The organism is Yersinia enterocolitica, assembly GCA_002082245.2.
Classification (GTDB): Bacteria; Pseudomonadota; Gammaproteobacteria; order Enterobacterales; family Enterobacteriaceae; genus Yersinia; species Yersinia enterocolitica_E.
Window position 1 is genome coordinate 1,571,396 of the sequence record NBTC02000002.1, and the last position, 26,519, is coordinate 1,597,914.

The following is a 26,519-nucleotide window of genomic DNA, read 5'->3' on the forward strand; positions in this document are numbered from 1 at the left end:
ATCAATTTACCTTGCCTGAGCTGCCGGTACCTGGCTGCACGTCTTTGTGGGTGTGAGTATCGTCAATCGTCTTGCCGTTAGAGGTCAGGGTGCCGACAAACTCGATAGCGCCAGTGATTTTCGCAGAAACACCCGCCGCCGCACTCCCCACCAGCCCGCCAAGGAATGTAAACAGTCCATTAACCAGAACCTCGGCTGAGAATTCCGCTTTAGGTGTCTCCACATCGAGGCCACCAGGTGCCACGATTTTAATTTTTTTGGTCGTCGGATTTATTTCAAAGTAGGTTGAGCCATCGTCACTACGGAACTGCGCGGCGCTGGTACTGATGCCGCTAATTTTCTTTGCCTGTGACTGGGGGCCAATGATGGCGAACGCATCCGAGAAATCATGCTGACGCTCATCAACAGTTTCCTGTATGTCGCCTGACTGGTGCCAAAAATCAATACACCGATCACCAAAAACCAATAAGCACTCATCCCCTGACTTGATGGGGAATGTCATGGTGACGCCACCGCCGCGCGGGAATACAACAGGCACATTAGTCAGCACCGAGAGGTTTGTTGATTCCCCGCCTGATTCGCCTTTAATGCCGATCTGAATGTCGCAAGTCACACTGTCAGCATCAAAGGACTGAACAATCCCCGGCATCGATACGCGCAATTGAGACGATACTGATGATTGTAATGTTCGCAGTGTTTCGGCTAACTCTCCCGAGCGGGAGTCTGTTGATACCGTCATGGAAAAACTCCAATAAAAAACCCGCACATTGGCGGGTTCTGTGGGGCTAAGCTATTTAGCTAACTTACTTTCTTGCAGGGGAATGAACCTATAATTTTTGGGGCATCCATACTGTTTTGTAGGAGTTGAACATTCAGAAAGGCTTTGCCATCACGCTTGATAAACTGGAAGCCGTACATGTTGCCATCGCGGGCAGGCATTAGACCCATGTCGGTTTTAGTGTTTGCGTAATCACCCTGCGATTTGATAAAGGTGATTTTCTGAGAGGTCACTCTTTCGCCGTTAACCCGAATAAAACCATCGTTATCGTTTGCTGCCAAGTGATAACCAGAACACTGGAAAGCGGCATTTGCTGTAGACACACAACCTATCAGAGCAAAAAACAAAATTAACGATTTCAATTTCATTGCATTTACGCCGTTTTATTAAAATTGGAAGATGACCACAAATCCTTAGCCCCACGCGCTTCACACATCATGTCCATATAAAACGGGTTGCCGCGCGTATCGCCAGTATAGCTAATACCTCTGACGATATACACTCCATCGGTCGCAATGCTAGCCGGTGGGTTAACAAGGCCGTTAACGGTCACGTTGCCATTATCATTTTGATCTTCAAGCCTGCCGCCTGACATTTGAACATCGCGGCTGGAGAGCGTCGCACGATATACGGATTCTTGGTTCAGTTGAATGAGGCCATTTAAGCGAATGTTAGGGTTGATCAGGCAACGAACGTTAACACCAGATCCAATGGTTTGTTGTGGCATGCCAATCAAGCCAGTATTGCTATTCAGCACAATGGCTTCATGCACATACTTATCATTCGGCACCATATCAACCTTGCCGTTCACAAACTGCCAGGTGGCTTTGCATTGCTTGGCGACGTTATCCAGATAATCTCGCGTCATACCGTACATGGTTTTACCTCGGGGGAATACCGTGGGTGGCATTTCCGGCATGATCCCCTGAGTTATGCCGAACGGGGCAAGGTTACGCATAAGCAAATTGTTAATATCGGCCACGGTATAACCCGCCGCCACCGTCTGGTTTATTGTGGCGTTAATAAATGCGTTATGACCATCAATAGCCTGTATCAGAATAAAAGTATCCGTGGGGTTATCTCTGCCGGTAATGGTATAGCGGATATCACCCGAGAAAATCTCACCGAAGTTAGCATCTTCCTGTTGGCCGTCTGGTGAGGTTGAGCCATCGTAACCGGCAATCAATCGGAGCTTTGAAAACTCGGTACCGGTGATCCGGTTAATAGTATTTTGTGACAGGTTATAAATCTTGAAGATGGCCGCTCGAGGGAATGAAGTGTTGTACCACTCAATATTAAACGTCACTTTAAAATCAGTGAAATTAATCCCCTTACCTTCGTTATCCAATAGCATCAACTCAAAGTGGCGTATCCAGTTCTTACTCATGAAAACCTCATAAAAAAACCCGCTCAGTGGCGGGTTAAATTGCGTGGATTGATTTAGCTATTCTGCACAAAATATAAATGGCTACCGGTGCCAAGGTTGGTTTTTGTCGGGTATTCCTCCCGGCTATCATCACTGAGCACAGCAAAAACACCATTGATACCCAGATTAGGATATTGCTCAATCAGATCAACACCGACCACCAGCGGAACACCGCAAAGCATGTCAGCACCGCCGCTATCTCTCACGTCCATTATCCAGCCCGCGACATCACGATAGACCAGGCGCAGGTTAAGTGAGATTTCTCCAAGGGCGATATTGAAAAACTGATTATTGGCCGTTAACGGGATTTCTTGAACATTCATTTAAAGTTCTCCGTTACCCAATCAAGACCAGATTTTAACAGTGAATTGTTTGCTGGGGCCGGTGCTTTGGTGCCGGTGTTTTGCATAGCCGAAGTGCTTACCCCTTCCTGCATATTTTCTTTGTCGGCCACTTTGATCGACTCAGTTTGAGACATAATGACTTCACGCAGGGTAAGAACGCACATCAACACGTTTTCACTGGTTTTATCGGTTGTGACCTCAATGCCACGGATCAGCATGTTGCTGTATTTCCGTTTACCGGTAATAACATCGAATGGCTCTCTACTTTCCTGTAACTCACGCAGTTCTTGATAGACCTCCTCCGGGCTTTTACCCAGGCTCAAGCCTATCGTTGAAGTATCCACAAAATCCAGTAATGAGCCACCACCCGCAAAACCCACCTCCATTGTTACCTCAGCGGCACGTTTATAGGCGTGATCGTTAACTGCGGCCCCGACTTCAACGGGGTGCTCGGTTATCTCCAGCGCATCTTGATGCTTTTCAGAGATAATCACACTGGGTACCAGCAACCCAATTTTTCGCGTTTGCTGCCGGAAGATGGCAGAAAGAATATCCATTCACCCTCCTATCGGGTTGGTGTACTTAATTGCTGAGTTAGCCTTGCGTTGACATTGGTCTGCCTGCCGGCGACTTCATTACCTGCTGATACCGGATCAGAAACACCCGTGATGTAGATGTTCGTTTCCTGCTGCAATCCTTGCTGTTGCATTCCACCAGCCGCACGTGATATCAACTCACTACTGTAGGGGTTGCGCCCGTTCTCATGATGGATAATGCCCCCCATCAGCGCCGACATTACCTGCGGATTCTCCAAATTTAAAACTGCATCAGGGTGAACGTTAAGCATTTTTGACAGTTGAGCTACATAAGCCCCCGTGTTGTTTTCGCTTCCAGGTGCCCACGTCGAAATAATATCATTGAGGGTTTGCAGCGGTTTACCTGTGGTCTTGCCAGTAAAGTAACGCATTAACTGTCGAGCCATGGCTTTGAGTCCATCATAGGCCGTCTCAAACTTCGCAAAACGACCACCGGGGCGCTCCAGTGATGCACCATCCTGCCCTACGTAGTTAATGTTTCCCGGATTGTTATTCCGTATTCCTCTCGGATCTGCTGAATCACCCTCACCGCGCAACCACCGGCCAACGCTTCTCGGGTCAAATCCGGTTTTATCTTTAACCCAATCGGCAGAACTATTCCCGAGGTCGGTTACGACTGGCATTGCATCCGGCTGATCACCGCCCTGACTAAGTAGCGCTTTTCCTATTCTGGCTACCTCACCCCAATTGCCCTCTTTCAATGCATTAATCAGGTCACCGATCATCGATAACATCTTGCCAAACTCGCCGAATTGCTTCGTCAGGTTCTCGATGTCACCTTTTAGCGTCCAGTTTTTCAGATTAATGTTGAGTAGCCTGGCAATCTCAACGCCAACGCCTTTAATGGATTTAGTTAACTCATCCATTCCTTTTAGCGCAGCGTTTATTTCTTGTTCCCACTGCCCCCAATCAATCAGGCTGTTCCCGCCCTCCTTCCATGTTTTATAGTCGTCGTACAGGGCAAAAATCGCCGCGCCCAACGAGAACACAATGCCCACTGGCGATGTCAGGAACGCAGTGTTGAGTAAACGCCATGCCAGCAGCAAACCGCCAAACAACATAATGAGTTGCTGCGTTATCGGGTCTAGCTTTTTAAACCAGTTGATGACATCACCGACCGCCTGACCGGTACGCCATAATACGCGCGTGACCGCATCCCCCGCCCATAGAACTCCCTTGATAACTTTCATCAACACCGCTTCAATCTTCGGCCAGTTATCCAGAAGTTGCTTGCGCAGAGAATCAATATCCCCCGCCAGCCCATCCGCCAGATTTGAACCTATTTTGTCTCTCGCCTGACCGAGCGTCATAGAGAGATCACGCATGGACGTCATGAAGCGGTTAGATTGTTTGGCAGCAACTTCAGCATTAAAGCCGATCTTTTTAGCGGTTAGCGCATACTCAGAACTGAACTGCCCCAGCCCCTTACGCATTGCCATTAGTGTATTTTCATCAATACCCAGCATCTGCGCGTATTGGTTAGCACGGTAATACGGCATGCTGCTCAGTTTTGCACTAAGGCCGGTAAAAATTGCTGATGTATCGCGCATACTGCCATTCGCGCTGCGGGTCTGAATGCCAAGCCTATTAAGGAAACCCTCAGCACCGGGACTGTTGCGAATAAATCTGGCTAGACTTTCGAGTGAGCCTTGCGCTGACGCAGCATCCACGCCCATTTGTGAAGCGGCATAACCCAGCGCCTTAATACCCGCCACCGATGCACCGGTACGCTGAGAAGCGAAGTAAACCTTATCCAACCCACTGGCAATTTTGGTAGTAAAACCAACAACGGCCAGCGCCGCCCCTTCGACCACTGCGCCCATCTTCAACACATTGGCCGTGACGCCAGCGACCACAGCGGAGAATTTCTTCTCCCCTGCCTCATCCAGTTCAAAGCCAAGACTGACCAGGAAATCCTTAATGGTTTCAGCGTTGCTCATTTATCGGATCTCCACTTGTCTATTTTCGCCTGGTTCTCAGCCTCCAGATCGAGGTAATCATTCAACAATGCGATATCGAGTAAGTCGATATTCCCGCTTTTGATTTCCCCCATGGTCGTGAGCTGATGCTTTACCGGGCGCAAGATAAAATCCTCACCACCCGGCAACGTATCCAGCATTAAGCCGCTGGCGGCTCCACCGTTTCGCTCTCTTGGAGTTCGCGCAAAAAATTTCCCATGGAGTCGCCTACCACCCGACCAACAATTTGCAACATTGCCATCAAATCAATGTCATCAAACATCAGTTCGCTATTGGTGAAAATCGGGTTATAGGCGCTGCCGTGCTTACGTGACACCATCGCCAAGCAGGGGTGAATAATGGCGTTGCAGTCCTCTTCGCTGATATCCGAAAGTGACTGGGCGATACTGGGTAACGCCGTTTCAATCGTCACGGTACCGCTTCGCAGGTCTTTGAGGATGCCAGCCAGCAAAGGCAGCAACTTACGCGACACTTTCAACTGCGCGAATACGTCGAGTTTCTTAGAGCGGTACTCGATACCTTTAATCGTGAATTCCATTAATTACTCCTTAAAAAGTACCCAGCAGTTGGTCAACCTTGATGCAGTCAAATACCCACGGCACCAGTGCGCCGTCTTTAGCATTATTGAAATCCGGTTGTTTTTGGAATGCACAGCCACGCGCCGCGAACTCGTCACCGCTGGCAGTGTTGCGGATAAGAATAATGTTATTACCCCACGTCGCACTCGACTGAGATTGCGCGTTATACATGGCTGATAACTTGCGATTAACCGGGCTGTTTTTCAGCAGGTTTACCGTTACCGTGCCACCTTTCCCCGCATGCAGACTGTGCATACCCTCACCGTCTGCACCAATGGTCATGGTGTTTTTATTCTCGATCATTGAGGTCGTGATCCCCTCTTCGGCGACGGCGGCGCCATAACCCAGATCGAATGAACCGCCTACACCAGTAATAGAGGCGGTAACGTCCATAAAGCTATAAGTAGACATTCATCAGCTCCTTAGCGGTTAACATTGATAATGACATCGGCGTAGTGAACAGCACCGGCCAGCTTGGTTGCAGACTGCATCACCGGCGCTTTACGCCCTTCACGGTCAGCCTGCGCCTGTGATGCCACTGGCGGTGCGTACACGTAATAGCCCTTGGTCAGCGTGTCGCCGGTTTCCAGTACACCAAAACTATCACCACCCCATACACCCGGAGCCACCAGCCCGTTAGTGACCGACTGATCCAGTGATTTCTCTACATTGGTCAGCAAGCGAGTCACACCGGCATCTGTCTGTGGAATTTTGGTAGTGCTGGTAAATAGCAGATTGTAGAGGTTGTTCTGTACGTAGTTCTGCAACCAGTCGAGGCCGTGGCGCTCATCAAAGAAATCGCCATTGCACATCACACCTTCCTGAATAATCGCCGTGTCGTTGTCGTAATTGACGAACACATTGCAATTCTTCGCTTTCAGCGCATTGGCTTGCGACTGGGAAAGTGATTCAGCGGTAATGCCCGGCTGCTGTTTAAATTTCAGCGTGATGGTGGTGTTATTACCGTTAAAGTTCACGGTAAACGCACGACCAAAAATAGAGGCGGCGGCATACGGGCTGGCACTGGAATACTGCACCAGGGTACGGGCATATTTAGCCGCTTTCAGTTTGCTGGCAATATCCGTATCAATATCCGCATCCAGGGCAGAGGTTACCTGCGTGGTATGCCCGTAAACCCGCGAAACATCATCACTCTGGATAAACGAGGCAATACTGATCACGTCTGTATCGCTTAATGATGGGTCGGCAATAACCAGCCCATACCAGCGGGTAGACATGTCAGCCAATTTATAGATGCATGCCTGAATAGTTTCACTCGTCAGACCTTGAACCGGCAGCGCACCGGCGCTCTCAATCAATCCCATCAGTACAGAAATATCGGTGCCGGTGGTATTGGCAGAACCATAACCAACCGCCGATGCTGCACCCGTGGTTTTGGATGTGATGATGAAGCGAGAACCATTCCAGATAACGGTTGCAGTGGTGAGCTTGTCAGCCACGCGCGCGGCGACACCGTTCAGATTGGTTTCCGCTGACCAGTCAACGCCAGTTACTGTTTTGACCGTACCATCTACCGTGATTTTCATCGAACCATCTACCACGGCGGTAAAGTTAGCCATAAGCTGCTGCGTCGGGTTCAAAATCGCCCCGCGCAACAGTCCGGCCGCATCCTCTTTCACCCAGCGGCCGACATAGGAATCAATCGGTTGTGGGGATTGCTGATAATACAAATTAGCGGCTTTATACTCAGGCGCATCCAGACCAAAGTCAGATGCTATATCTGTCGCGCTTGAATAGCTGCGCAGACGTTCGTGAGCATCGATAACAGGCGACGGGCCAACCACCAGCAGGGAACCAAAGTTCCGCGCCATGGCAGCACGCACAGCCATATTCACCGTCACATTGACGATGTTAGAAACAGGTAATCCCTGCGACATGGTTATTCTCCGAAGAATTTAACGGGGGCGGAGGTCAGCGATTTAATGCCGTACTCGCGTATTACTTTGCGGCGCAGGATTACGGTGATGTCGTACCGCCGCACCCACTGGTTATTAATGAGTTCGGGGACGTTATACATTTTCCCGCATTGCCAGAGCGTGAGGCCGAGGCGCTTTAGCTCATCATTGTTTTGTGAGATGAATATCCCGGCACGAAAGCGTGTAGCTGTTTGCTGCCCGGCTGGACCATAAAAACAACATAAAATATTTAGGCTTTCATGATCCCATTGTTGGCTGCTTTCCTCCCCCGCAATAAGGGCGGGGTAAGCGTCCTGATTAAAGTCAGATATGCTGAAGCCACACCAGGTGGTTCCGTTTTGGGGTATCTGCGTTTGTGGATCAGTCATGCGGGGGAAAACCATCTTGGCCGGTAATCCAGAAACCGCTCTGATCCACCTACTGATTTCCCGCTCCAGTTCCTCATCGTAGAGAGGCGGCGGCCCTGTCGGTGTCAGGTAGCCCGCCGTTGTGCTGTCGTTACTCAATCGGCGTTCCTCCGTCAAAGTCCATCAACTCGCAGTGGGATTGGACAAACCCAGCACCATAAGCGGTATAGGGATCGACAAAGGTCACTCGGTATTTTCTGCCTCGGTATGTAACCACGTCAGCATCAAGCCCTGGTTGCCCTTGGGTAAGCCGGAACTGAGTAACAATGAGAATGGCCCCGTTAATGTTCTGTCCCGCCTGCATGCGCTTGGCTTCCAGTGACCGGTCAACCGTCACAACACCGCTAAAAGGTGTGTCCTGCGGTGTATTTGTCGTGAACCCATCATCATCAACCGTTTGCAGTTGCCGGTGACATACCAGCGTGGTGTCCACGAAATCAGGATCAAGAAGCACCTCTGTCACATCAAGAAATGGCATTACTTACTCCTTACGACATAGGTGATTGAACGTAAAAGGAACCCGTGAGCGTAAAGCGGCTTTTCACCAGGGATACCCTGCGCCCGTCTATTTTCGAGTGTTTTCTCTGATAGTGGATGCAGCCTGTCACCGTCTCCGATCACCTTTTTCGCCGCATCACGGGCAACCATCCCCGCCTTTTCCAATTCACGTTTGGCCGCATCCTGCTTACCCTCAAGTGCCAACTCTGCGGCGGCTTTCAGGTGTCCGGTAGTGATCTCCTGTGAATCTTCAATGCCCATATCCAAGAACGGGCGAGGCTCTAGTGTGACGGTCTGACCGCCAATCTGTATCGTGGCCCCTGTGGATTGCAGATAGCCAATTTCTGCGTTGTTCAGGGTTTCCCCTTCCTTTCGCGTCGCATTGGCCTCTGGAATTCCCACCAGCACATCCATTTTTGAAAGGGCGCGTAGAGAGGACAAAACAGACTCGGCATTGTCCTTTCTGACCTTCAACCCGCTTTTCATAGAATTTGCCTTCCACCCGCACCAAACATCGACCACCACCAGAAAAACTCGCGGCCATAATCGGTGTTATTCCAAAAACCGGCGTCAGGATTAATGATGCCTGAGACGTCATAGCTGACGCTGACCTTATCAACCGACTTGGATGTCGCCACACCACCACCGGAGGTATTTACGCCCCCCAGTGCTGCTGATGCTGTGCGCTTACCTCGTAATTCAACGTAATGCGCCGTCATTAACTCAGCCAGATAGACAAACTTATCCCCAAACCTATCTTGATCCAGAAGGTCATCAGCCATGCTGAGGTAAAAGTTTATTGAGGTGTTGGGGTAGCGGGTTTCGTCAGTAAATTCGGGGAAACTGGCGCGGAACTGATCACTTGTTGGCAGTAGACTGTTTCTTGGCATTTGCGGATTCCTTCACGGCTTCTGCTGTCGCCTCATCGCCGTCACCTGATGTGGGTTCGCTAACGGTTAGGCTTAACACCTGTGCTTTCAGACTGGTGATTTCGTCGTCCTTTCCTGCCACCTGTGCTTTCAGACTGGTGATTTCGTCGTCAAGCAATTTGACTCGCGCAACCAGATCGAGGTTTTCTGCCTCTTTAGCAAGGTCGGATTCATCGAGCGGTTTGGCATAGGCGCTAAATGCCCAGTGTTTTTTCACTTCATCAGAAAAGCCATCGTGGATGCCGGGGGTTAATGTGTAATTAGAACCGTCAGCAAGGTTAAGAACCGAATGACCCGATACGATATATTTCATTTCAATACTCCATGAAAGGCGGGTTTCCCCGCCACAAATCAAGCTGCTGGGACATCCAGATAAGCGATGGTGTTCGAATATGGGGTTTCAACTTGCCCCAGCTTGCCGTAGTACACAGTAAGCTGTTGCATACCACGATACTCAAGTGGGGTACTCAGCAGTGGAACCATTGGGAACCGAATATATTTCTCGTCTTGTGTGTACGCAACAATACGGTTAGCACCACCAGCGCCACGGCCATTGGCAAATTTCATGGAGACGATCTCCAGCGGAACCCCGTTTTCTTGGAAAGCGATGGTATTGATTTTCACGTATTCAAGAACAGAGATATTCGCTGCGGAAGAAACCTTTTTGCTTGCCAGTAACCCGAATAAAGCCGGGGCCAGACCTAACTTGCTCGGACAGACCGCATAACCAGACCGCACCCATCCGTCAGTAAGTACCAGGTTAATATCCTGAACAATCACATCTGGATCGGTCGTTGCAGTCCAGGGCGCGGCAGCAGAAATAGCAGCGATGGATGGGAGGTTTAACAGTCCCGGAACGCCGATTTCTGTATCACCGATATAAACTTGCTCATCAGTGTCCATGTTCCATTTAAGGCGCATGCCTTCATACTTCTGCGTATCAACTGGACGCCCAACCTGTTGCGCTGAGGCGAGTTCCAAAACTGTCCAGCTCACCTCTTGCCCCCATGGGGTCAAGTTGTTACGTGTTGGGGTGATATCAAGATTCATGCCCGGAATAGCGGTTGAGTTTTTCCCCAGCCAGTTTTTACCGGTCGGATTTGGCCCGCCCACGCTAGCAAAGTCGGTGTTAGTGAAAGATGAAACTTCATCAGCGATAGAGATATCACTGCGTAAGGGCATGTCACGCGACCACTTCACAGAGGTCAGTGGCATGTTCAGTGTTTGATCCATGCGCTCCAGTTCGCCAATCAGGAACGCACCGGATGAATCGATAGTAGCTCGGTCAATTGTAAACATTAATTATTCCTCAAATATTGAAGGCGATTTCAAGACGACCATCAGCATCGCCCGGGCCCATTGCCTCTGCCATTACCAGCCGAGGTGTGTTTGTATCCGTTGCATCCTGAACAAGAACAAAAGAACCCACAGGGCTTTGCGTAGTACCACCCGCGACGCGAACGTAAATTGGTGCGCCCTTTTTAGCAGTAGTGGCATTGCCAGCAGTCACCTTCACGCAAATGTAACCACGTTTCAGGTTGTCCCCGACCGGGTTAGCGTTGACTTTGAGATAAGCAAGGTCGGACTGAGAGGTGGTTGGGAAAGGACGAACAAAAATACCTTTCACCAGATCAATGGTGTCGCCGCTTTCAAGTGGGACGAATTTGTCTCCCACGTATTTACCCGGCAGCCCATAGTCGTTAAACATCTTTTGGTTATTCAGCGTTACTGGTTCGATGGTTGATTCACGAGGACGAGTGACTGCCCCGGCAATGCCCATAGGCATCCGGTATGTATAAGCATTTCCAGACATGGTAATTACCTTATTTGTTTTTGGCCCAGTGAGCAGCGTAGATTTTATTCAGCTCTGCCGGAGAGGCGTGTTTTGTATTAACCGCACCGTCTACCGTGTGAAGTGACTGTGGAGTGATTTGGTTTTTAGCTTTATTCAAAGCTGCCGCGCCATTGAAAACTGCATCTACAGTGGCTTTCGGTACCTTGCCGTAATCCTGAATGCCAAACGATTTCAAGTAGGCGCTATCACCCGTACGGATCGCGTTGTTCAACACCTGACGTTTCAATCCTTTATCACCCGTTGGTTTGAAACCAGGACAAATAATTTCAGCATCAGAGATAATATTTCGGCGATAGGCGGCATCAGCGGTGACTTTCGCGTCCTCTTCCTTATCTTCATCAGTCGTTAACACGTCAGGATCGGGTTCTGAATCCGTGGTTTTCCCTTCCAGCGCAGCAATACGTGCAATTAAAGCCTGCGCCCATGCGGGTACATCTTCATCAGTCGTTTTGCTCTCGGGTTCGAGTGCGTTGTCCGTAGTGGTGCGTTCTGTTGCGGGCAGCGCTGTAGCCTGTGACGGTACGTTAATGTTAATGGTGTGACCGGGGATTGAATTCATGCCATCAGAAGGCATATCCGGCGCTTCGTCGATAAGCTGTTGTAACGCAGCTTCATCTTTAGTTTTAATGGCTTTCGCCAGATTCTTAAGCCATGACATTGCAGGCTTCTCCTTTTTGATGTTTGGGGCTGAATCCCCGATAGCACAACGGACACCAGCCCGACCGCGTGGAATGCCAGCAGCTAGGTGGTTTCCTGTGATTTGGTATTGATTGCCCTTGCCAGGGGCGATTTGTTCATACAGCGCGTCATAGCCACAACTGACATCGGTCAGCCCTGAATTAACGGCATCAATGGCTTCCTGACGCTTGATCAGCACGTCAGCCAGCAGCAGGTCTGATTTATCACCAGTACCTCTGCGTACGTTCTGAATGTGTCCGTGGGCCAGCTCAGAGAAGTTGGAAGGGTTAACGAAAACGATATTGCCCTCGTCGTCCTCTGGATGCCCCAGTGTTACTGCAACACCTTCAAAGCTGGCTATCGTTTCCGGCGCAAACACTTCATCTTCAGTGCGATACACCAAAACCGAACCATCCGGCCCCGGAATAAGATCAACCTCTTCCGGTCGGTACCTTTGTGTGCCTGTTCGCGCAATGGCTACGTCTTTGCATAACAGTGAGCCGTCAGCCTGAAGAAACCGTGTATCACCCAGTTTGGCAGTGTAGAAATATCTCATGTGTTACCTGCTAAATTACGGGCATAAAAAAAGCCGCCTAAGCGACCATCCAGAAAAAGATAATTGTGCTGATTTAGTGACTTTTTAACATAAAGACCCTTAAGCGCACCGGTGGTGTAAGTCCCATTTGATAATGTCACTTTTTAGCTAGTTTATAATGTCACCCAGATACGGCGCATTTTCCACCTTTCTGGGAGATCTCTTCTGATGCTGGTAACCATGTCCAATAAAGAACTTCACCGCTTGCCGGTGATCCAGGCCGTTGTTGAAAAGCGCCTGCGTCGCCGTGATGCCGCCTCTCAGTTGGATCTCACAGAACGTCAGGTACAACGTCTGATGAACCGCTTCAGGGAATCCGGTGCTGCCGGGCTGACGAACAGCCGTCGCGGTTTGCCCGGAACTCATCGCATTGATATTGCACTGCGCCATCGGATACTGACGCTGCTACGTGAAAATTACGTCGGTTTCGGGCCCACACTTGCCGCAGAAAAGCTTCAGGAGCGCCATGGGATTTCCGTTTCTGTCGAGACGTTGCGCTGCTGGATGACTGCCGACGGTCTCTGGGTGCCGCATGCCCATCGGCGACCGCGAGTTTATCAGCCCCGTTATCGACGCGACTGTTTGGGTGAACTCATTCAAATCGACGGTTCACACCACGACTGGTTTGAAGGACGTGCCTCCAAGTGCTGCCTGTTGGTTTACATCGATGATGCCACCGGTCGCCTGATGCATCTGCGATTTTGTCAGAGCGAATCAGCCTTCGACTACATGCTGGCAACGCGCGAGTACGTGGATAAACACGGCAAGCCGGTGGCGTTTTATAGCGACAAGCATGCTGTGTTCAGAGTCAGCCAGGCTGAGACTCGTCGGACCGGCATGACTCAGTTCGGACGTGCGTTGCATGATCTCAATATTGAACTGATATGTGCTAACAGCAGCCAGGCTAAGGGGCGCGTCGAGCGTGCCAACCTGACGCTGCAGGATCGGCTGATTAAGGAGATGCGGCTGGAAAACATCAGTGGCATTGACGCGGCCAATGCGTGGCTGGACGTTTTTATTCGCGACTTTAATCGTCGATTCGCCAGACCCGCAACCTACCCGAAAGACCTCCATCGACCTGTCAGCGAGAACCGCTCAGAGCTGGATGATATTTTTGCCTGGCAGACGCTGCGTACGCTCTCAAAATCGTTGACCTTTCAATATGATAAGATGCTTTATCTTGTTGAACCCTCGGGGGAAAATGCGCATATTGCGGGTGAGAAAATCCTGGCTTTTGACTATCCGGACGGCACGCTGGCGTTCCGCTATGGCAACAGAACGCTGAAGTATCAGGTATTCGACAAGCTGGCCTGTATCGATCAGGGCCGCATTGTGGACAACAAGCGACTGGGGGCAGTTCTGAAATTAGCGCAGGAAAAGCAGGACGAACTCGAGACAGCGGGGAAAAGAAATCGCAGCCAACATATGCCTAAAAGGCGTGCTCAGGTTCAGGAACAACTGAGGGCAATGAACCCGGTACTTGCCGACCCGCCCCTGTTCAAACCCAGTCTGAAAAGATGACCTGACTGCCCTTTTCTCTTCAGAATTTGGATAAAAAGTGACATTCAAAAATGGGAAATCAGGGTGACATTTTAAACTGGGATAGACAGAGCGCACACCACTCACCAGCAGTTCACTACCAACGGGTTATTTGTGGCTATTTGGTATGGATAACGGTCCAAAATGAGGTGAATAAAACATGCATAAAGAGGGGGTGAAAATGCATAGCCTATTTTTGTAGTCAAGCGGCTATTTACTGCTGTTTCCCCAACATTGCCCAGACGCCCAGATCGCCTTCACTGGTGATGTATCCATCAAGGGAGTAGCGCACCGCATCCCATAGGTGGTTGTGTTTATCCATTACAACAGGAAGCACATCACCCGTTAGACGGTCAGTTTTGTAGGAGTAGAGCCGCGCCTCATCAACCATGTGCTTACACCGCTCATGAATGATGATTTCTTCAAAGCCCTTTAGGTAAGTTATGCCATCCTCAACACTGCCGGGCCATTTTGATGCGGCGTCAATAACAAAGCCTTGCCGAGATAAGTAACTAATAGTCTCAGGACGGCTACCATCGCCATGAATGGGCCACTTACGCGCGCCGGGGATGCCGAGGTATTTCTTATCATCGCCAAATTTCCACTGTGTTAGCTGCTCTGCTGTTGCTCCCTCTTTTCCAGAGTAGAACTTCCATAGATCATCCAACTCAACACCGACACCGTACGCCTCATATTCAATGTAAAGCCTTCGTCCAAGGATAAAGCAGCGCACCAGCGTGGATGGGTCATTTGCAAAACCAAAGTCGGCGCCAAAGAACAAACGGTCTGCATCCATCCACAAGTCATCGGAAAATGCCTCCACCCGATACTTACCGGAGAAAATAACCGCTTCACTAATCGCTCGAGGGAGTCCAAGCCAGATGTGTTCGTAGGCTTCGAAATCAATGCGCTTGCAATACATCATTTCTTGCTGGAGAACATCGGGGAAGAAAGCATTATCACAATAGTTAACGTTGCGAATGATCACACCACCATCTGGCGGATCAGATTCATGTCGCTTCATCAGTGCATAAGTCGGGTCCGTCGCTTCCCGAGGGTTAAACGATACCCATACTTCGGATTTATTGGCTCGAACGGTAGGGCCGAGAATATCCCAAGAATCCTGTGATACCGTCTGCGCTTCCTCCACCCAACAGATTTTGATGCCATGCATCGATTTAATACTGTTGATGTTGTTGCGCAGCCCTTTGAATGTAAATCGGGTACCATTCAGCCCTGTAATTTCATTGTTTTTTACAGTGTAAAAATGGTTGAGGCCCAGCGCATATATTTCAGCCTCCAACAGCGCTAACACGGAATCGCTGATGGAGTTTTGGAACTCACGCGCACACAAGATAATCATCGAGCTTATAGCCCCATGAATGATCAGAGACCTTGCAATCTCAACCGATTTACCACCACCACGCCCGCCGAAAGTCCAACGCCAACGAACGGAGCCAATCGGAGCGTCATACAACACGCCTGTCGCCCAGTCACTACTAAAGGCGTACAGAACACCGTCAATTATGACTGGGCTGTCTGTTTTCCCTCGCGGAGTTTCTCCATGTGAGAGGCCCAGACATCAGGAGGGCAAGTAGCAGGGGTAACAATGCAAACCTTGCCATAACTCAACCCTGCGAGATCGACATTCACTTCAGTCTTGTTCGTGCTCATGTCGAGGCCGGTCAATTGCGCGGCGTTCTTAATATTGGGTGCCACCTGCCCGAATTTACCCGCAGCCCTAGCTTCTTTCGCAGCCTTATAAGATAGGTCGGCCAAATCTTTTGCATCAAAGGTAACAAGCAGTGCTGCCTGTTGGCGCAACTCCTTAATGCGGGAACGTATATCTGGACGCCTCATTAAAATTGAGGATTGAGATTCTGCTCGCGTCGGGGAGTAGCCAGCACAGATTGCAGCATCTTTCATCGGCATGCCCTGCACAATGTTCTGCGCAAATTGCTCATGCTGTGGTTTTAAAATGCCTTCGCTTTCTTGCGGCCTTTCACTCTCTCCGCTATTAGTGCGTGATATATCAGAGCTAGTGGCTGTGTGGGTTTGGGTGTCTTGCGCACTCTGCGCATTGCGCACTTTCTTTTGCGCACTTTGCGCATTATCTTGCGCAGACAATTTAATGTAGCGTCGCGCCGTAGCGTAATTTAATCCGTTCGCCTCACACCATGCTTTAGGGGAAATGTTTGTTTTGGCGTGATCGGTGAGGAACTGATTTTGTAATGCCCCCCAGTCCGGTTTTGCCATAACGTTCTCCGTAAAATAAAAAACCGCCCGTAGGCGGTGAGCATTGGCATCATTCTGTTTTTAGCGCTTCCTGAATAGCATCAGCGATAGTCGCTACATGAGTTACTGTATGGGTGCAATCCCTATCTAACTTTTCTTTTCCGTCATAGCCAGTAGGAGCTGATACCGAGGCTTTAATAATTTCCAAAGCTGCCTGAACTGCTACCAACCGTTTAACTTCTTTACTTTGAGTTGAGAGGTAATTTTCTAACATGCCGAACTCCATTTGCCAAATTGCCAAACCTGCCAATATGACAGGCATAAATAATAAATGGGGATTAACAATATTTTTTCAATGGTCATTATTCGAAGTTGTTTGTAATCAGTGTTTCAGCAGCGCCTCATTAATAAATTCTACTTAGTAGTAATCAGTCGCCAATTTCAGAATTAAATAAAATGCCACCAGCCTGTTAATGCTCTGGGTGAGCGGTGGGAAACAGGTGATAGCATTGCTTATCGTGTATTGTCGCAACCACTCATTGAATGACTGCTGCAATACAGGCCGTCTCTCCGACTGTCACATCGCTTCGCCTACAACGGCTGATGTTGCCGCTAATGCCCGATCAAGGTGTATTGGTTGTTTTTGATTCCACAGATACGCTCGATAGAGAGGTACTACGTCACCGCTAATACCTGTGGACTGCGACAACCCAACGCTATTGATGTGTGGTGCTGTTAATTATTCGCCGGTCGTCAGTGACAACCTTTTGCAGCGCGGTGACCTTCTCGACTAACTTATCGGCTCGTTCAGCGATTGAAATAAGAAACCCGACATCTGCGTCTGAAAATCCGCAGTCTCTGGCTGCATCAGTGAGCTGTCCACTGGCGGGAGTAACGGGCATATCCCCAACTGAAGCGGCGAGACACTCGAAACGCTTTTGCAGCTTGATATTGCCAGCGCGGTAAGCAGCAATAGTGCCTTTTGCTTTGTTCTCAGCATCTACTACCCCTTGTTGATATGCCTTTAATCCGGCTGACTGGGCAGCCTGAAGTTGAGCCTCTTTTTCGGCAGCACTTTTTTTGGCGGCTATTTCTGCCGTTAGGTCTGATTTATCGCGCTTAGTCCACTTGAGAGACCATTCCGAGTTTTTACTATCGCTACCCCACCAGTACCCGCCGCCGACTAAAACTGAAATCGTCAGTGCGACGGCTATCAATCTCAATAGGGTTTCTTTCATGCAGATATCTCGAAGTGAGGACTATCCGTTTCTCCCTTCTCTTGAATGCCGTTTCCGTTCCAATCGGCACCCCAGGTGATTTTCACACCCAGTTCACTGGCAGCTTGAAATATCGCCTTAGACACGGCCTTAAAAGAAGCTAAGTTGTCCCAGCCGGTCACCGGCAATAAATCAACAGCATTGCCATCGATATGCTTGGATTTCATTGTCCAAGTGACAATCTTGCCTTCCGTTGTTCTTCCTTGGGCGTATAGCTGCTGTTGCCGTGCTACTGTGCGGATACCTTCGATCACAATAAAATCAACGGTTGATAGCTCAAGGGCGCGGCGTACCACTTTCACCAAGTCAGCATTAACGCCTTTGAGGTTCCCCTCACTCCGCTGGCTGAATCTGAAATTACTTGTCATTACCCTTCCCTTCTTCAATCGGCCGGCCCGTTACTTTCCATTTAAATAAACTGGATAAGTAATCCGTACCGAGATAACCAATAATGACGCTCGATATATAGGCGAGGTCTGGCGATAACCCGAAAAAATCAAGAACGTCCCGCACCGCAAACGCTATAGCGGCGCACATCAGCGCATCGAGGAAGCATCTACGCCACGGTTTTTCGTTATACCGTCCACGTAACCAGGCAATAATCCCAGCGATACCGCCATAGCCAAATTCGAGGCGATGTGCGGCAATCCATTTGGTGATGATGTCCATAAGGTCAGGGTTGTTATGCATTTTCATATCTCCCCCTCCCGGACGGGCTGGGCGTGTAGTGGAAATAAAAAAAGGCCACCCGTAGGCAGCCTTTAAATGTTTTGTCAGGCGGTTAACGCCCGCCCACTACGCCAGATATTTTCTTATAGACAATTGCCGGCTCTGGTACCGCCAATTTCATAAACAACTACAAGCATTCAGCTTGAATTTCTCGAATGTACTTCACAAACTCACCAGCGTCCAGGAAATAGCTTGGATATGCAGCCTTCAGGTTTCCTATGCTTTCAGTTGATACTAAAACAACTTGTACATGTGGGAGCTGCTCGGAGTTCGTTTCCCACTCAATATATGCAGTTGTGGCTTCATTGATTCTTTTTAACCCGAAACTATTTATATCTACCGTCCCCGCAAGAGTGTCTAGGACTATGAGGTGATAGCTACCACTGTTTTTGCTTTCTGAGATATCCTTTATCGCAAACCGAAACCCCAATAATTTATCAATAACTTGAAGTTTTTCCGTTTGGTCAACAACAGCTTTGTAGGTTTGCAATTTTGTCATGTGGGTATACGCTTCAACAGGAGGACACCCCTCCATGAGAGCGAAGGCGCTACCTACTAATGAGAAGTAGTCATTCCACTCGGTATCGGCCTCGCTAGACTTAATGGATTGCCCTACAAACGTACCCATTGTCTCAACTGCTGTAGCCCATGCGTGCTGAAGCTTGGTTCGAATCTGTATCTCTAGCAATAACCCATTATGATGAGGATTAGAGCTGCCTTGATACTGATAGACCAAATGGATGCCTCGATATCCAGAATCTTTAGGCTGGTTTATATAATCTCGTTGCGACTTCAGTTCATGCTTGAATCTATTTTGCCCATTATTGACATAACTTTCTTCAAGTTCCCTCACTGAAACAATGTCCTTGACGACAGCCCTAAGCCCGCCAAGATCTTGCATTCTTGCTAACTTCATTCCTGGAGAACGATTCAACTTAGAAATAATTGATGGTATGCGCTTTAACCTTTGCGAAGCGACCCCATCCTGATCTGCGGCCTTCATCTTTCTACGCAGTGTCGTTTGGAAAGCATTCAAAGGGTGAACATACATCTCCCTGAGATTGTTTAATGCTTCTAGAGCCCAAAATAGATCATCCATCTTACAACCATCAATATCGCGCAGGATTGAACCAGCTCTATTGATTTGCTTATTGCTGAATCTTAGCTCGACCATTTTCAAATCCATTTATTTTTTCTGGATAATGTCAGATCAAATTAACTCCAGTCCAATAAAAATTTATTTCAGATGCAAAAAAAGCCCCGCATTTCTGCAGGGCTCTCAAAGCTTTTTCTTGGCGCTCATCTACAGAAACGCCCATGATTTAGAGAAATTACGCCAACTTTATGCAAAATGCAAGCGATATGTTTAAAAAGTGTCGCCATTAGTAGCAATCATGCGCCTATCGTGTAATTCGCTGAAACTCATCCTCTGCATAACTCTCTTCAATGTCACATTTAGCCACCAGCGACGCATAGAACGGCTTCCAATTGCGCGACCAAGATGATTGGGTTAGCTCTGGAAGCAGTGCTGTGATCGCTCTGTAAGCTGTTGTTGATGGTGTCCGTTTGTATCCAATTCCTGAGCAGCGTTCACACTCTTTCTCGACTGGCACACCAAGCCGCTTGGATTTCTCAAGGTCACGCACTTTACCGGTCCCATTACAGCGGCAACGATGGGAAATTTTCCCCTTTCCGTTACAGGGAGTGCACAATTCACCCACCAGTTCATCCTCTATCCATGCATCTGTTTTTTCACCGCATCCGGGGTGTTTAACCACTTTTTGAATGCTGTAAATCAGCCTCTTCCCTTTGCAGTGTTTACATGTGGTAGTAGCCGCTGCTGAACTGCTGTATTCCTCGTAGGCAAATTTAGCCAGGATAACCATACATTGAGCCATTCGGCGGCCCGATGCTTTGCCGACATGTTTCGGGGCATTCTTCATGGCAAACTGGGTAAGCTGTTCAACAGTTCTGATCCGGTCCTCTTTGCTTATGCCAACCTTGCCAAGATATGCAGCCATTCCGAAACTGGCCCGAGCCTCAACCATTCCCATTGCAGCGGCTAGGTCCGGTCCCTTGAGCGAGTCGGAAGAGGTAGCGCGGGGAGAATCCGTAATCATCTGGCTCTTGGCGCTGAACTGTTTCATTGCTGATTCTAATTTCACTATGCTGCCCTCTTTGTATAGACCTGCTCACGAACCTGGTCGCCGTTCATCACAAAATCATTAAAATCGCCGTTATCAGGCCAACGCACGCTGACAGATATCAAATCGTTTTTTGCTCTGAGATTGGCGGTGGCACAATTAAACGCTGCGGCCTGTCCAGTGGCGGAATGTTTATCCATATCAGCGAAAATGATTAGGTGTTTTACGCCTGCCGGCACCCTGAATTTCTCCATGAATCCGGCATTGATTACTGACCATGTGTTTATCCCGTACACCTGATAGCAGGACAGTGATGTTTCAATGCCTTCAGCAACTCCCAGTGTGGAGGCAACTGGAAACATACGGATCGCCACTGAACGAGCATGATCGAGATAGTTCTGTTCCTGTAGTGATTTAAGCCGTTTAGCGCTATCACCGATATTCGCTTTTTTATCCCCATCAAGCAGGGTCTGATGCAGGTAACAGAGTTCCCCCTTATCATCTGTCGCCAGAGAATAAAGCGCCTGATATACCCGCCCTGCATGCCGCTGTTTATCGCAAAACCGGACCGCTTCAACAGGAAGCCGATTAATACCGCGCTGGCGCAAATAATCTGCGGCAGTGGTACCGCGCAAATCCACCAGCTTTGAAAACTTACTAATAACGCGCTGCCGCTGTTTCGCTGCCGAACTGGTGACAGGAATACTGATGTGTCGGTAGTTATTGCCAATAAGCTGATCCACCTCGGCGCACAGTGCTGAAAATGATTTACCTTGCGTCAGGTTAAGCAGCTTCATGCCATCGCCGCTATCACAGGTACAAATCCACGTTCCAGCACCTTCACGATCATCAATACGGAACTTGCCGCGAGCACCGCATGCTGGACACTCTCCCTTGAAGTGGTTTTTGCCAGTGATTGGCGGTAAACCAAAGTATTCAAAAATCTCAGCCCATCGGCCCTTTGCTGCTTCTGCTGTCTTCATGCTGGTTTCCTTAAACTTTTCCGTATTTCTTCAAGGTGATTTTTGGCATCAATAATTGCTGCGGTGGCGTCAATATTTCCGGTATTGCATTGCTGAACTGGTGACTTTAATTTCTCCCTGCCCTTAGCAAAGGAGATGCGTTTATGTTTGATGTAGCTGCTAACTTCCGGTGTTATTTCCATCGGAAAATCACTTAAACCATTAGGCCATTCGCTAAATTTGTCGTGGAAGGTATGTGAGCACCACCCATCGCTTACAGGCTTACCCATCGATGAGCGCTGACGTTGATAGAACTTGATCTGACTCCACCAGGCTTGCTTGTCGGATTGGGTGAATACACGCTTTCCCTTGCCCAATTTTTTCAGTCCGCGCTGGGTGTCGGTATCCACGTCCTGTCCTGCCAGTGGCTTAAATCCACATTTAGGGCAGACGTATACCCCTGCGGGTTTCATGAAATGACACTCGGTGCATTCTTTAGGGAGTTTTTCAGTGCGTTCCTCTGCCTCACGACTGGCGCTATCTTTCATTCCGTCGCTTTTGGATGGCAGTTCGTTGTATTCGATAGAGTCAGGGAAGCCCAAACGATGCACTGTGCCGCTGTGATCGAAAATTAGACACGACTCTTTCCCTTGCGCAGTTCGAAGCCCACGGCCCAAGCTCTGTAGCCAGCGGATTTCGCTTTTTGTTGGTCGGGCATAAATAACGCAGCGGACATCACTGTCAAAGCCAGCCACCAGCACACCCACACTGACGATGATTTTCGTAGCGCCCATTTCGAAGCGATGAATGATGAGTTGACGCTCTTCATGAGGTGTTTCAGCTACCATCACCTCGGCGTTAATCCCAACCTTATTAAACTGAATAGTGACGTAGTTCGCATGAGCTACGTTTACGCAGAATGCCACCGTAGGCAGATCGCGCCCGTTCTGTAACCAGTTATCAACGATGTCGCCAACAAGGTCAGCACCACACATGATTTCTGCAAGTTGGGTTTCGTTATAGTCAGATCCAAACTCAGCAGAAACTGTAGTTTTGACGCCTTTCAAGTCAGGTTTACCTGGTGCATAGAATTCGTAACCGCTCAGGTCGCCACGCTGGATCAGCTCTCCGATAGTTGTTGGTTTAATCAGACGGCTATAGTAATTCCCCAAAAATGGTGAGAATGGCGTACCAGACAACCCAATAACTTTCACATTGGTTTCGGTAACCAGTCGATTAATCTCAATCAGGATCTGCTTTCTGCGTAAGTGGGCTTCATCAATAATCAACAGGTCAATGTTGTCGGGAAACTCACGGCGGATCAGTGTATCGGCGCTGGCAATCTGAATTTTTAGTGCTGGGTCATAGCTCGGGTGATTTCGCCAGATAAAGCTGATTTCATCTTCCGGCAAACCGTATTCAACAAAGCGGCGGGAAGTCTGGTTGATCAGAACGGTGAACGGGGCAACAAACAGCACCCGCATACCACGACTGACAAAACCGTCAGCGATGAATGCCGCTAAGCCGGTTTTACCACTGCCTGTCGGTGCATAGACCATGAATGAATTAAATGACTTCCAGTCACGGCGCAGCATGTTCAAAGCGCGTTCCTGTGCGAAGTTCGGTGTAATGTTCAGCATTGTGTAACCTCTCGCCAATTAACTATTCCAGAGAAAACCTTTCTTCTGGTCTATGCCTACTCTGCGTATCATCTTGCTAGTACGGTGCATTTTGGAGGGCTAACCCTAGATCGAGATCTACCCAACCTATGGAGTGGTCTGTTGGAAAAGGCCTATTCCAATCCCACATCCACCTCCCCCCTTACCCCCCTCCTCCTTCTCCCTTATTCATGTACTAGCTAACGAGTACATTGATACGAAAAAAGACGGACAAAGAATCTCGACCTGCTAACACCTGACACCTTCAAGTCAGCGTGTAATTTACTGCTTCAAGCCGCCACACCTTCGGGGCTGCTATTACTTCACTACCAACGGCGGACTGACCGTGTAACCCTGTAGTGCTTTTCCGTGGCTTTTCACAAACAATCTCAATCGCGTATTAGCTTCATGCCTTGCTTTGTTCTCTTGACGGTATGAAACAGACTCCGTGTAAAACGCGACCTGATAAGCCTCTGCATACTTAACGACAACCTTTCTGCGCAACGAGGGTGCCAATTGCTGTAACTGCTCCTGAATCCACCTCCCATCCTCGGGACAAAACACCGTTGGCATGATTACTTGGGTAAATGCATCGGGAGTCATGGGTTAATTCCGCTTGGTTACTTTTTTCTTACTAGGGAAGGGTTTTGTCTCGAATGCCTCAAGAGCTCCTCCCTCCTGAACAGAAACCTTGATGTTTCGCCCAGATATAAGCGCCTTGCTGATTGCCATCTGGGTTAAGCCAAGAGCCTTCCCAGTACGGACTTGCCCATGCATATCCACATACTCTCTCAACGTCATATTAGTCATAAATGTCCTATCTGTTGCATTTATAATACCAAAAGTATTAATATAAATACTACTACAAGTAGGAGACATTATCAAACTAAAGGTATTAAAATAAGACATGGAAAACAAAAGAGTCCTGACGACAGAACAGTTGGAAGATGCGATGCGTCTGAAGGCTTTGTATGAGTCAAAGAAAAAATCTTTAGGGATTACTCAGCAGGCGATTGCCAACGAACTTGATATTTCTCAGGGGGCTGTAGGTCATTATCTGAATGGGCGAAACCCTCTCAACCTAAATGTTGCCGCTGTTTTTGCAAGTTTTCTACAGGTTCCTATATCAGAATTTAGTCCATCTCTTGCAAAAGAGGCATCCCGCTTATCACAAGTCTCCAACGTGTCATTTGTAGAGCAAAATACTCCCAAGGGGAGTTATCCATTAATTAGCTGGGTCAGTGCAGGCTCATGGTGTGAGGCTATAGAGCCCTATACCCTGAAAGATATCGATGAGTGGTATGATACTTCAGCTCACATTGAAGGTGATGGCTTTTGGTTGAGAGTCCAAGGTGACTCAATGACATCCCCTGTAGGTGTCAGCATTCCAGAGGGAATGATTGTTCTGGTAGATACTGGGCGAGAAGCAAAAAATGGCAGCCTTGTTATCGCTAAATTAACTGATGCCAACGAAGCCACATTCAAAAAATTAGTGACAGACGGAGGATCATCCTACCTTAAGCCCCTAAACCCTCAGTACCCATTAATCCCCATTAATGGAAACTGTAAAATCATTGGCGTTGTGGTAGAAGCTAAAATTATGTTCTCTTAAAAACCACCTACCCACCCCCCCCCCCCAAGAAAAGGCCCACGGTTAACCTCGGGCTTTTTTTATCGCCCAAATAAAAATAAATACCATTAAAATTCAAAAAGTTAATACTTATGATAATATTTTATATACTTTTAGTATTGCAGATATTAAAACTTTTAGTATTATTACCTCACCACCACACATAATTGCGTTGAGGATAAGATGAAACACTCAGAGATTAACCATCAGGATATTCATAAAAAATTACGTGAGAGTAAATCCCACTGGTCGTATTTGTTTGATGCTAAACATTTTAACCCTAAATCAACTTACCAACTTCAAACTTGTTTTGTTGGTGAAGTTGAATACGCCATTTATGAACGGATTGAAAATTACTTTGTTCTTGTGGATTTTTTTAACAGTTACGAATCAGCAAATGAACAAGCTCGAAAAATAATTGATGAATGCGAAAAGTTTAAAAATTCAATTATTGGTTATTCTAATTATAAAGAAAGAAACTTGAATGCTTAGTTTAACGACTCATGTACTGACGCCAATCGAATACATGAGTCTAGCCAAATACACATACCTGAGAGGTTAGTTATATGGTTAAGTCAAATAGTATCATAATTAAAAGTGCAACTACAAACTCATCATCTGAGAAAATTATTTTAGTTGATAAAGAAGCTCGACATGTAGCCCAAAAATTGGCAAGTGACTATAAAACTGAATACGGTTGGTTATTAGCTAATTGGAAGTTGAGAGAGGCTTACGGGATATACATTGAAGAGCCGTTCCCTAGCGTCGGTGATGTATTGGGTAATTATACTATCACGCATGCTTGCAAAGAAACTGGCTGTATTATTAAGACTCAGACACGCTATTTACAGAGGAATAAAGGAGCTGGAATTTATGCGTAATTTATCGACATCAAACCAAAACACACCAGGTATCATCTCTGGCTCCGGTGGTTCTTCCGAAGGTGTATACATACAAGACAAGAAAGACATCTTGTACAAAGAACCTGATAATTTTACACCATTAAATTTTGGTAATTTCCCTCCGAAAGGGCAAATAGAATACCTTGCTTATACTGCTAGCAACGCTGATCGTTATGCAAAGCAATTAAGGTATTTATATACAATGCTCATTGATGACGCAATTAGAAAGGTTGATGAAGATGTTGCAGCGAGGCTGTGGAGCCTTACAGAAGAGTTGGTAATAATGACATCCCAATCATCCAGAAATGCTAAAAAATTGATGGATGAAAATAATGAAAATTGAAAAAGTTGACCCAGCCAGATTCGAAGAGTGGGAATTCGATTTAATTGATGATGGTGGTATCGAGGTTGCATTCCAATTAAGACCGGAACCTGTTTATTTCGTTATGCGTCATGGTCGCCATAAGAAATGCTTTAGCCGTGAAACTGCGATTAATCGTCTCGCTCACTTCATGACTGAAAAAGTATTTAAACGCGCAGGTGTTAAATCTCGGGTTGGCGAAAAATACACACAAGTGGATGGCTGTATTCACTGGGAAAGAGGTGAGCCATCACCAAGATATATAGCCTCACATAATCGCTGTATGCGTCGCATTCGTCGCCTGCTAGCCAAGCAACGCGAAATGCTTAAATGGCAGAAGAAATATGAGAAGTGGTCAAACCAGCATATTGAGCTGATGAAAACCAAACCTTATTAATTAAGTAATCGTAAAACAAAATATTAACTATGGCCTTCGGGTTAGGACTCCCCACACCTAAAGGCCGAAAAATAAGGTAATTCGA

At 48.0% G+C, this 26,519-nt stretch carries 36 protein-coding genes; 6 read left to right on the plus strand and 30 right to left on the minus strand.

Annotated elements, in window-relative coordinates:
- Nucleotide 1: 1 nt before the first annotated feature.
- The 18 genes from A6J66_008550 to A6J66_008635 all read right to left on the minus strand — a co-directional run bounded on the left by A6J66_008550 (nt 2) and on the right by A6J66_008635 (nt 12,561).
- Entirely contained in the window at nt 2–739 is a 738-nt protein-coding gene (locus A6J66_008550; GenBank protein ID PNM24236.1) for a translation initiation factor IF-2, read from the minus strand.
- A 59-nt stretch (nt 740–798) separates the two neighbouring features.
- Nucleotides 799–1,146 (minus strand): hypothetical protein, encoded by a 348-nt coding sequence (locus tag A6J66_008555; protein PNM24237.1) that lies wholly within the window; start codon nt 1,144–1,146, stop codon nt 799–801.
- 5 nt (nt 1,147–1,151) lie between these two features.
- Nucleotides 1,152–2,165 (minus strand): hypothetical protein, encoded by a 1,014-nt coding sequence (locus A6J66_008560; protein ID PNM24238.1) that lies wholly within the window; start codon nt 2,163–2,165, stop codon nt 1,152–1,154.
- Between the two features lie 53 nt (nt 2,166–2,218).
- Nucleotides 2,219–2,410 carry a hypothetical protein gene (locus A6J66_008565; GenBank protein ID PNM26946.1) on the minus strand — a complete coding sequence of 64 codons (192 nt, stop codon included), beginning with the start codon at nt 2,408–2,410 and terminating at the stop codon, nt 2,219–2,221.
- A gap of 113 nt (nt 2,411–2,523) precedes the next feature.
- Nucleotides 2,524–3,105 carry a hypothetical protein gene (locus A6J66_008570; GenBank protein PNM24239.1) on the minus strand — a complete coding sequence of 194 codons (582 nt, stop codon included), beginning with the start codon at nt 3,103–3,105 and terminating at the stop codon, nt 2,524–2,526.
- 8 nt (nt 3,106–3,113) lie between these two features.
- Nucleotides 3,114–5,084, minus strand: a complete 1,971-nt coding sequence (locus tag A6J66_008575; protein ID PNM24240.1) for a lytic transglycosylase — start codon at nt 5,082–5,084, stop codon at nt 3,114–3,116.
- Nucleotides 5,081–5,251: a lytic transglycosylase gene (locus A6J66_008580; protein ID PNM26947.1), complete on the minus strand. Its 171-nt coding sequence runs from the start codon at nt 5,249–5,251 to the stop codon at nt 5,081–5,083. Before A6J66_008580 ends, A6J66_008575 begins: the two co-directional genes overlap by 4 nt.
- A gap of 11 nt (nt 5,252–5,262) precedes the next feature.
- Nucleotides 5,263–5,661 (minus strand): hypothetical protein, encoded by a 399-nt coding sequence (locus A6J66_008585; protein ID PNM24241.1) that lies wholly within the window; start codon nt 5,659–5,661, stop codon nt 5,263–5,265.
- A 10-nt stretch (nt 5,662–5,671) separates the two neighbouring features.
- Nucleotides 5,672–6,112 carry a DUF3277 domain-containing protein gene (locus A6J66_008590; GenBank protein PNM24242.1) on the minus strand — a complete coding sequence of 147 codons (441 nt, stop codon included), beginning with the start codon at nt 6,110–6,112 and terminating at the stop codon, nt 5,672–5,674.
- Nucleotides 6,113–6,123: 11 nt separating this feature from the next.
- Nucleotides 6,124–7,599: a DUF3383 domain-containing protein gene (locus tag A6J66_008595; protein ID PNM24243.1), complete on the minus strand. Its 1,476-nt coding sequence runs from the start codon at nt 7,597–7,599 to the stop codon at nt 6,124–6,126.
- A 2-nt stretch (nt 7,600–7,601) separates the two neighbouring features.
- On the minus strand, nt 7,602–8,144 hold the full coding sequence (locus A6J66_008600; GenBank protein PNM24244.1) for a hypothetical protein: 543 nt from the start codon (nt 8,142–8,144) through the stop codon (nt 7,602–7,604).
- Nucleotides 8,137–8,523 (minus strand): head-tail adaptor, encoded by a 387-nt coding sequence (locus A6J66_008605; GenBank protein PNM24245.1) that lies wholly within the window; start codon nt 8,521–8,523, stop codon nt 8,137–8,139. The genes A6J66_008600 and A6J66_008605 overlap by 8 nt, the downstream gene beginning before the upstream one ends.
- On the minus strand, nt 8,523–9,029 hold the full coding sequence (locus A6J66_008610) for a hypothetical protein (GenBank protein ID PNM24246.1): 507 nt from the start codon (nt 9,027–9,029) through the stop codon (nt 8,523–8,525). Before A6J66_008610 ends, A6J66_008605 begins: the two co-directional genes overlap by 1 nt.
- A complete protein-coding gene (locus A6J66_008615) occupies nt 9,026–9,433 on the minus strand; it encodes a DUF4054 domain-containing protein (protein PNM24247.1) in 408 nt (135 codons plus the stop codon). The genes A6J66_008610 and A6J66_008615 overlap by 4 nt, the downstream gene beginning before the upstream one ends.
- The gene (locus A6J66_008620) at nt 9,402–9,785 is read right to left on the minus strand and encodes a hypothetical protein (GenBank protein PNM24248.1); all 384 of its coding nucleotides are present in this window, start codon (nt 9,783–9,785) and stop codon (nt 9,402–9,404) included. Before A6J66_008620 ends, A6J66_008615 begins: the two co-directional genes overlap by 32 nt.
- Before the next feature lie 38 nt (nt 9,786–9,823).
- The gene (locus A6J66_008625) at nt 9,824–10,771 is read right to left on the minus strand and encodes a DUF2184 domain-containing protein (protein PNM24249.1); all 948 of its coding nucleotides are present in this window, start codon (nt 10,769–10,771) and stop codon (nt 9,824–9,826) included.
- 10 nt (nt 10,772–10,781) lie between these two features.
- Nucleotides 10,782–11,285 carry a hypothetical protein gene (locus A6J66_008630; GenBank protein PNM24250.1) on the minus strand — a complete coding sequence of 168 codons (504 nt, stop codon included), beginning with the start codon at nt 11,283–11,285 and terminating at the stop codon, nt 10,782–10,784.
- Nucleotides 11,286–11,295: 10 nt separating this feature from the next.
- Complete coding sequence (locus tag A6J66_008635; GenBank protein PNM24251.1) at nt 11,296–12,561, minus strand: DUF2213 domain-containing protein; 1,266 nt, start codon at nt 12,559–12,561, stop codon at nt 11,296–11,298.
- A gap of 219 nt (nt 12,562–12,780) precedes the next feature.
- On the opposite strand from A6J66_008635, the gene A6J66_008640 reads away from it, so the two are divergent.
- A complete protein-coding gene (locus A6J66_008640; GenBank protein PNM26948.1) occupies nt 12,781–14,121 on the plus strand; it encodes an ISNCY family transposase in 1,341 nt (446 codons plus the stop codon).
- A gap of 232 nt (nt 14,122–14,353) precedes the next feature.
- Here the strand turns inward: A6J66_008640 and A6J66_008645 are convergent, their stop codons facing one another.
- From A6J66_008645 to A6J66_008700, 12 genes are all read right to left on the minus strand, one after another.
- Nucleotides 14,354–15,652: a PBSX family phage terminase large subunit gene (locus A6J66_008645; GenBank protein PNM24252.1), complete on the minus strand. Its 1,299-nt coding sequence runs from the start codon at nt 15,650–15,652 to the stop codon at nt 14,354–14,356.
- Between the two features lie 11 nt (nt 15,653–15,663).
- Nucleotides 15,664–16,395 carry a hypothetical protein gene (locus A6J66_008650; protein ID PNM24253.1) on the minus strand — a complete coding sequence of 244 codons (732 nt, stop codon included), beginning with the start codon at nt 16,393–16,395 and terminating at the stop codon, nt 15,664–15,666.
- A gap of 49 nt (nt 16,396–16,444) precedes the next feature.
- Entirely contained in the window at nt 16,445–16,648 is a 204-nt protein-coding gene (locus A6J66_008655; protein PNM24254.1) for a hypothetical protein, read from the minus strand.
- 442 nt (nt 16,649–17,090) lie between these two features.
- Nucleotides 17,091–17,591: a hypothetical protein gene (locus A6J66_008660; protein PNM26949.1), complete on the minus strand. Its 501-nt coding sequence runs from the start codon at nt 17,589–17,591 to the stop codon at nt 17,091–17,093.
- A gap of 17 nt (nt 17,592–17,608) precedes the next feature.
- The gene (locus A6J66_008665) at nt 17,609–18,019 is read right to left on the minus strand and encodes a peptidase M15 (GenBank protein PNM24255.1); all 411 of its coding nucleotides are present in this window, start codon (nt 18,017–18,019) and stop codon (nt 17,609–17,611) included.
- A complete protein-coding gene (locus A6J66_008670; protein PNM24256.1) occupies nt 18,009–18,347 on the minus strand; it encodes a phage holin, lambda family in 339 nt (112 codons plus the stop codon). The genes A6J66_008665 and A6J66_008670 overlap by 11 nt, the downstream gene beginning before the upstream one ends.
- Nucleotides 18,348–18,507: 160 nt before the next feature.
- Nucleotides 18,508–19,566 carry a (p)ppGpp synthetase gene (locus A6J66_008675; protein ID PNM24257.1) on the minus strand — a complete coding sequence of 353 codons (1,059 nt, stop codon included), beginning with the start codon at nt 19,564–19,566 and terminating at the stop codon, nt 18,508–18,510.
- A gap of 214 nt (nt 19,567–19,780) precedes the next feature.
- The gene (locus A6J66_008680; protein ID PNM24258.1) at nt 19,781–20,545 is read right to left on the minus strand and encodes an antitermination protein; all 765 of its coding nucleotides are present in this window, start codon (nt 20,543–20,545) and stop codon (nt 19,781–19,783) included.
- A complete protein-coding gene (locus A6J66_008685) occupies nt 20,545–21,507 on the minus strand; it encodes a DNA primase (protein ID PNM24259.1) in 963 nt (320 codons plus the stop codon). Before A6J66_008685 ends, A6J66_008680 begins: the two co-directional genes overlap by 1 nt.
- On the minus strand, nt 21,504–23,126 hold the full coding sequence (locus tag A6J66_008690) for an ATP-dependent helicase (GenBank protein PNM24260.1): 1,623 nt from the start codon (nt 23,124–23,126) through the stop codon (nt 21,504–21,506). The genes A6J66_008685 and A6J66_008690 overlap by 4 nt, the downstream gene beginning before the upstream one ends.
- A gap of 336 nt (nt 23,127–23,462) precedes the next feature.
- Nucleotides 23,463–23,747, minus strand: a complete 285-nt coding sequence (locus A6J66_008695) for a hypothetical protein (GenBank protein PNM24261.1) — start codon at nt 23,745–23,747, stop codon at nt 23,463–23,465.
- 3 nt (nt 23,748–23,750) lie between these two features.
- Nucleotides 23,751–23,954 carry a hypothetical protein gene (locus A6J66_008700; GenBank protein PNM26950.1) on the minus strand — a complete coding sequence of 68 codons (204 nt, stop codon included), beginning with the start codon at nt 23,952–23,954 and terminating at the stop codon, nt 23,751–23,753.
- Nucleotides 23,955–24,051: 97 nt separating this feature from the next.
- On the opposite strand from A6J66_008700, the gene A6J66_008705 reads away from it, so the two are divergent.
- The 5 genes from A6J66_008705 to A6J66_008725 all read left to right on the plus strand — a co-directional run bounded on the left by A6J66_008705 (nt 24,052) and on the right by A6J66_008725 (nt 26,434).
- Nucleotides 24,052–24,756 carry a helix-turn-helix domain-containing protein gene (locus tag A6J66_008705; GenBank protein ID PNM24262.1) on the plus strand — a complete coding sequence of 235 codons (705 nt, stop codon included), beginning with the start codon at nt 24,052–24,054 and terminating at the stop codon, nt 24,754–24,756.
- 201 nt (nt 24,757–24,957) lie between these two features.
- A complete protein-coding gene (locus A6J66_008710) occupies nt 24,958–25,266 on the plus strand; it encodes a hypothetical protein (protein PNM24263.1) in 309 nt (102 codons plus the stop codon).
- A 74-nt stretch (nt 25,267–25,340) separates the two neighbouring features.
- Nucleotides 25,341–25,655: a hypothetical protein gene (locus A6J66_008715; protein PNM24264.1), complete on the plus strand. Its 315-nt coding sequence runs from the start codon at nt 25,341–25,343 to the stop codon at nt 25,653–25,655.
- On the plus strand, nt 25,648–26,019 hold the full coding sequence (locus tag A6J66_008720; protein ID PNM24265.1) for a hypothetical protein: 372 nt from the start codon (nt 25,648–25,650) through the stop codon (nt 26,017–26,019). The genes A6J66_008715 and A6J66_008720 overlap by 8 nt, the downstream gene beginning before the upstream one ends.
- Complete coding sequence (locus A6J66_008725; protein ID PNM24266.1) at nt 26,009–26,434, plus strand: hypothetical protein; 426 nt, start codon at nt 26,009–26,011, stop codon at nt 26,432–26,434. The genes A6J66_008720 and A6J66_008725 overlap by 11 nt, the downstream gene beginning before the upstream one ends.
- The last annotated feature ends 85 nt before the right edge of the window (nt 26,435–26,519 follow it).

Coding starts and splice junctions, on each gene's coding strand:
- A6J66_008665 (PNM24255.1), bottom strand. CDS start 18,019: ATGACAAGTAATTTCAGATTCAGCCAGCGGAGTGAGGGGAACCTCAAA.
- A6J66_008615 (PNM24247.1), bottom strand. CDS start 9,433: ATGCCAAGAAACAGTCTACTGCCAACAAGTGATCAGTTCCGCGCCAGT.
- A6J66_008650 (PNM24253.1), bottom strand. CDS start 16,395: ATGGCAAAACCGGACTGGGGGGCATTACAAAATCAGTTCCTCACCGAT.
- A6J66_008685 (PNM24259.1), bottom strand. CDS start 21,507: ATGAAGACAGCAGAAGCAGCAAAGGGCCGATGGGCTGAGATTTTTGAA.
- A6J66_008705 (PNM24262.1), top strand. CDS start 24,052: ATGGAAAACAAAAGAGTCCTGACGACAGAACAGTTGGAAGATGCGATG.
- A6J66_008635 (PNM24251.1), bottom strand. CDS start 12,561: ATGAGATATTTCTACACTGCCAAACTGGGTGATACACGGTTTCTTCAG.
- A6J66_008690 (PNM24260.1), bottom strand. CDS start 23,126: ATGCTGAACATTACACCGAACTTCGCACAGGAACGCGCTTTGAACATG.
- A6J66_008610 (PNM24246.1), bottom strand. CDS start 9,029: ATGAAAAGCGGGTTGAAGGTCAGAAAGGACAATGCCGAGTCTGTTTTG.
- A6J66_008555 (PNM24237.1), bottom strand. CDS start 1,146: ATGAAATTGAAATCGTTAATTTTGTTTTTTGCTCTGATAGGTTGTGTG.
- A6J66_008670 (PNM24256.1), bottom strand. CDS start 18,347: ATGAAAATGCATAACAACCCTGACCTTATGGACATCATCACCAAATGG.
- A6J66_008700 (PNM26950.1), bottom strand. CDS start 23,954: ATGACTAATATGACGTTGAGAGAGTATGTGGATATGCATGGGCAAGTC.
- A6J66_008560 (PNM24238.1), bottom strand. CDS start 2,165: ATGAGTAAGAACTGGATACGCCACTTTGAGTTGATGCTATTGGATAAC.
- A6J66_008575 (PNM24240.1), bottom strand. CDS start 5,084: ATGAGCAACGCTGAAACCATTAAGGATTTCCTGGTCAGTCTTGGCTTT.
- A6J66_008640 (PNM26948.1), top strand. CDS start 12,781: ATGTCCAATAAAGAACTTCACCGCTTGCCGGTGATCCAGGCCGTTGTT.
- A6J66_008695 (PNM24261.1), bottom strand. CDS start 23,747: ATGACTCCCGATGCATTTACCCAAGTAATCATGCCAACGGTGTTTTGT.
- A6J66_008720 (PNM24265.1), top strand. CDS start 25,648: ATGCGTAATTTATCGACATCAAACCAAAACACACCAGGTATCATCTCT.
- A6J66_008725 (PNM24266.1), top strand. CDS start 26,009: ATGAAAATTGAAAAAGTTGACCCAGCCAGATTCGAAGAGTGGGAATTC.
- A6J66_008590 (PNM24242.1), bottom strand. CDS start 6,112: ATGTCTACTTATAGCTTTATGGACGTTACCGCCTCTATTACTGGTGTA.
- A6J66_008585 (PNM24241.1), bottom strand. CDS start 5,661: ATGGAATTCACGATTAAAGGTATCGAGTACCGCTCTAAGAAACTCGAC.
- A6J66_008605 (PNM24245.1), bottom strand. CDS start 8,523: ATGCCATTTCTTGATGTGACAGAGGTGCTTCTTGATCCTGATTTCGTG.
- A6J66_008550 (PNM24236.1), bottom strand. CDS start 739: ATGACGGTATCAACAGACTCCCGCTCGGGAGAGTTAGCCGAAACACTG.
- A6J66_008675 (PNM24257.1), bottom strand. CDS start 19,566: ATGGATTTGAAAATGGTCGAGCTAAGATTCAGCAATAAGCAAATCAAT.
- A6J66_008620 (PNM24248.1), bottom strand. CDS start 9,785: ATGAAATATATCGTATCGGGTCATTCGGTTCTTAACCTTGCTGACGGT.
- A6J66_008630 (PNM24250.1), bottom strand. CDS start 11,285: ATGTCTGGAAATGCTTATACATACCGGATGCCTATGGGCATTGCCGGG.
- A6J66_008595 (PNM24243.1), bottom strand. CDS start 7,599: ATGTCGCAGGGATTACCTGTTTCTAACATCGTCAATGTGACGGTGAAT.
- A6J66_008570 (PNM24239.1), bottom strand. CDS start 3,105: ATGGATATTCTTTCTGCCATCTTCCGGCAGCAAACGCGAAAAATTGGG.
- A6J66_008715 (PNM24264.1), top strand. CDS start 25,341: ATGGTTAAGTCAAATAGTATCATAATTAAAAGTGCAACTACAAACTCA.
- A6J66_008710 (PNM24263.1), top strand. CDS start 24,958: ATGAAACACTCAGAGATTAACCATCAGGATATTCATAAAAAATTACGT.
- A6J66_008655 (PNM24254.1), bottom strand. CDS start 16,648: ATGTTAGAAAATTACCTCTCAACTCAAAGTAAAGAAGTTAAACGGTTG.
- A6J66_008625 (PNM24249.1), bottom strand. CDS start 10,771: ATGTTTACAATTGACCGAGCTACTATCGATTCATCCGGTGCGTTCCTG.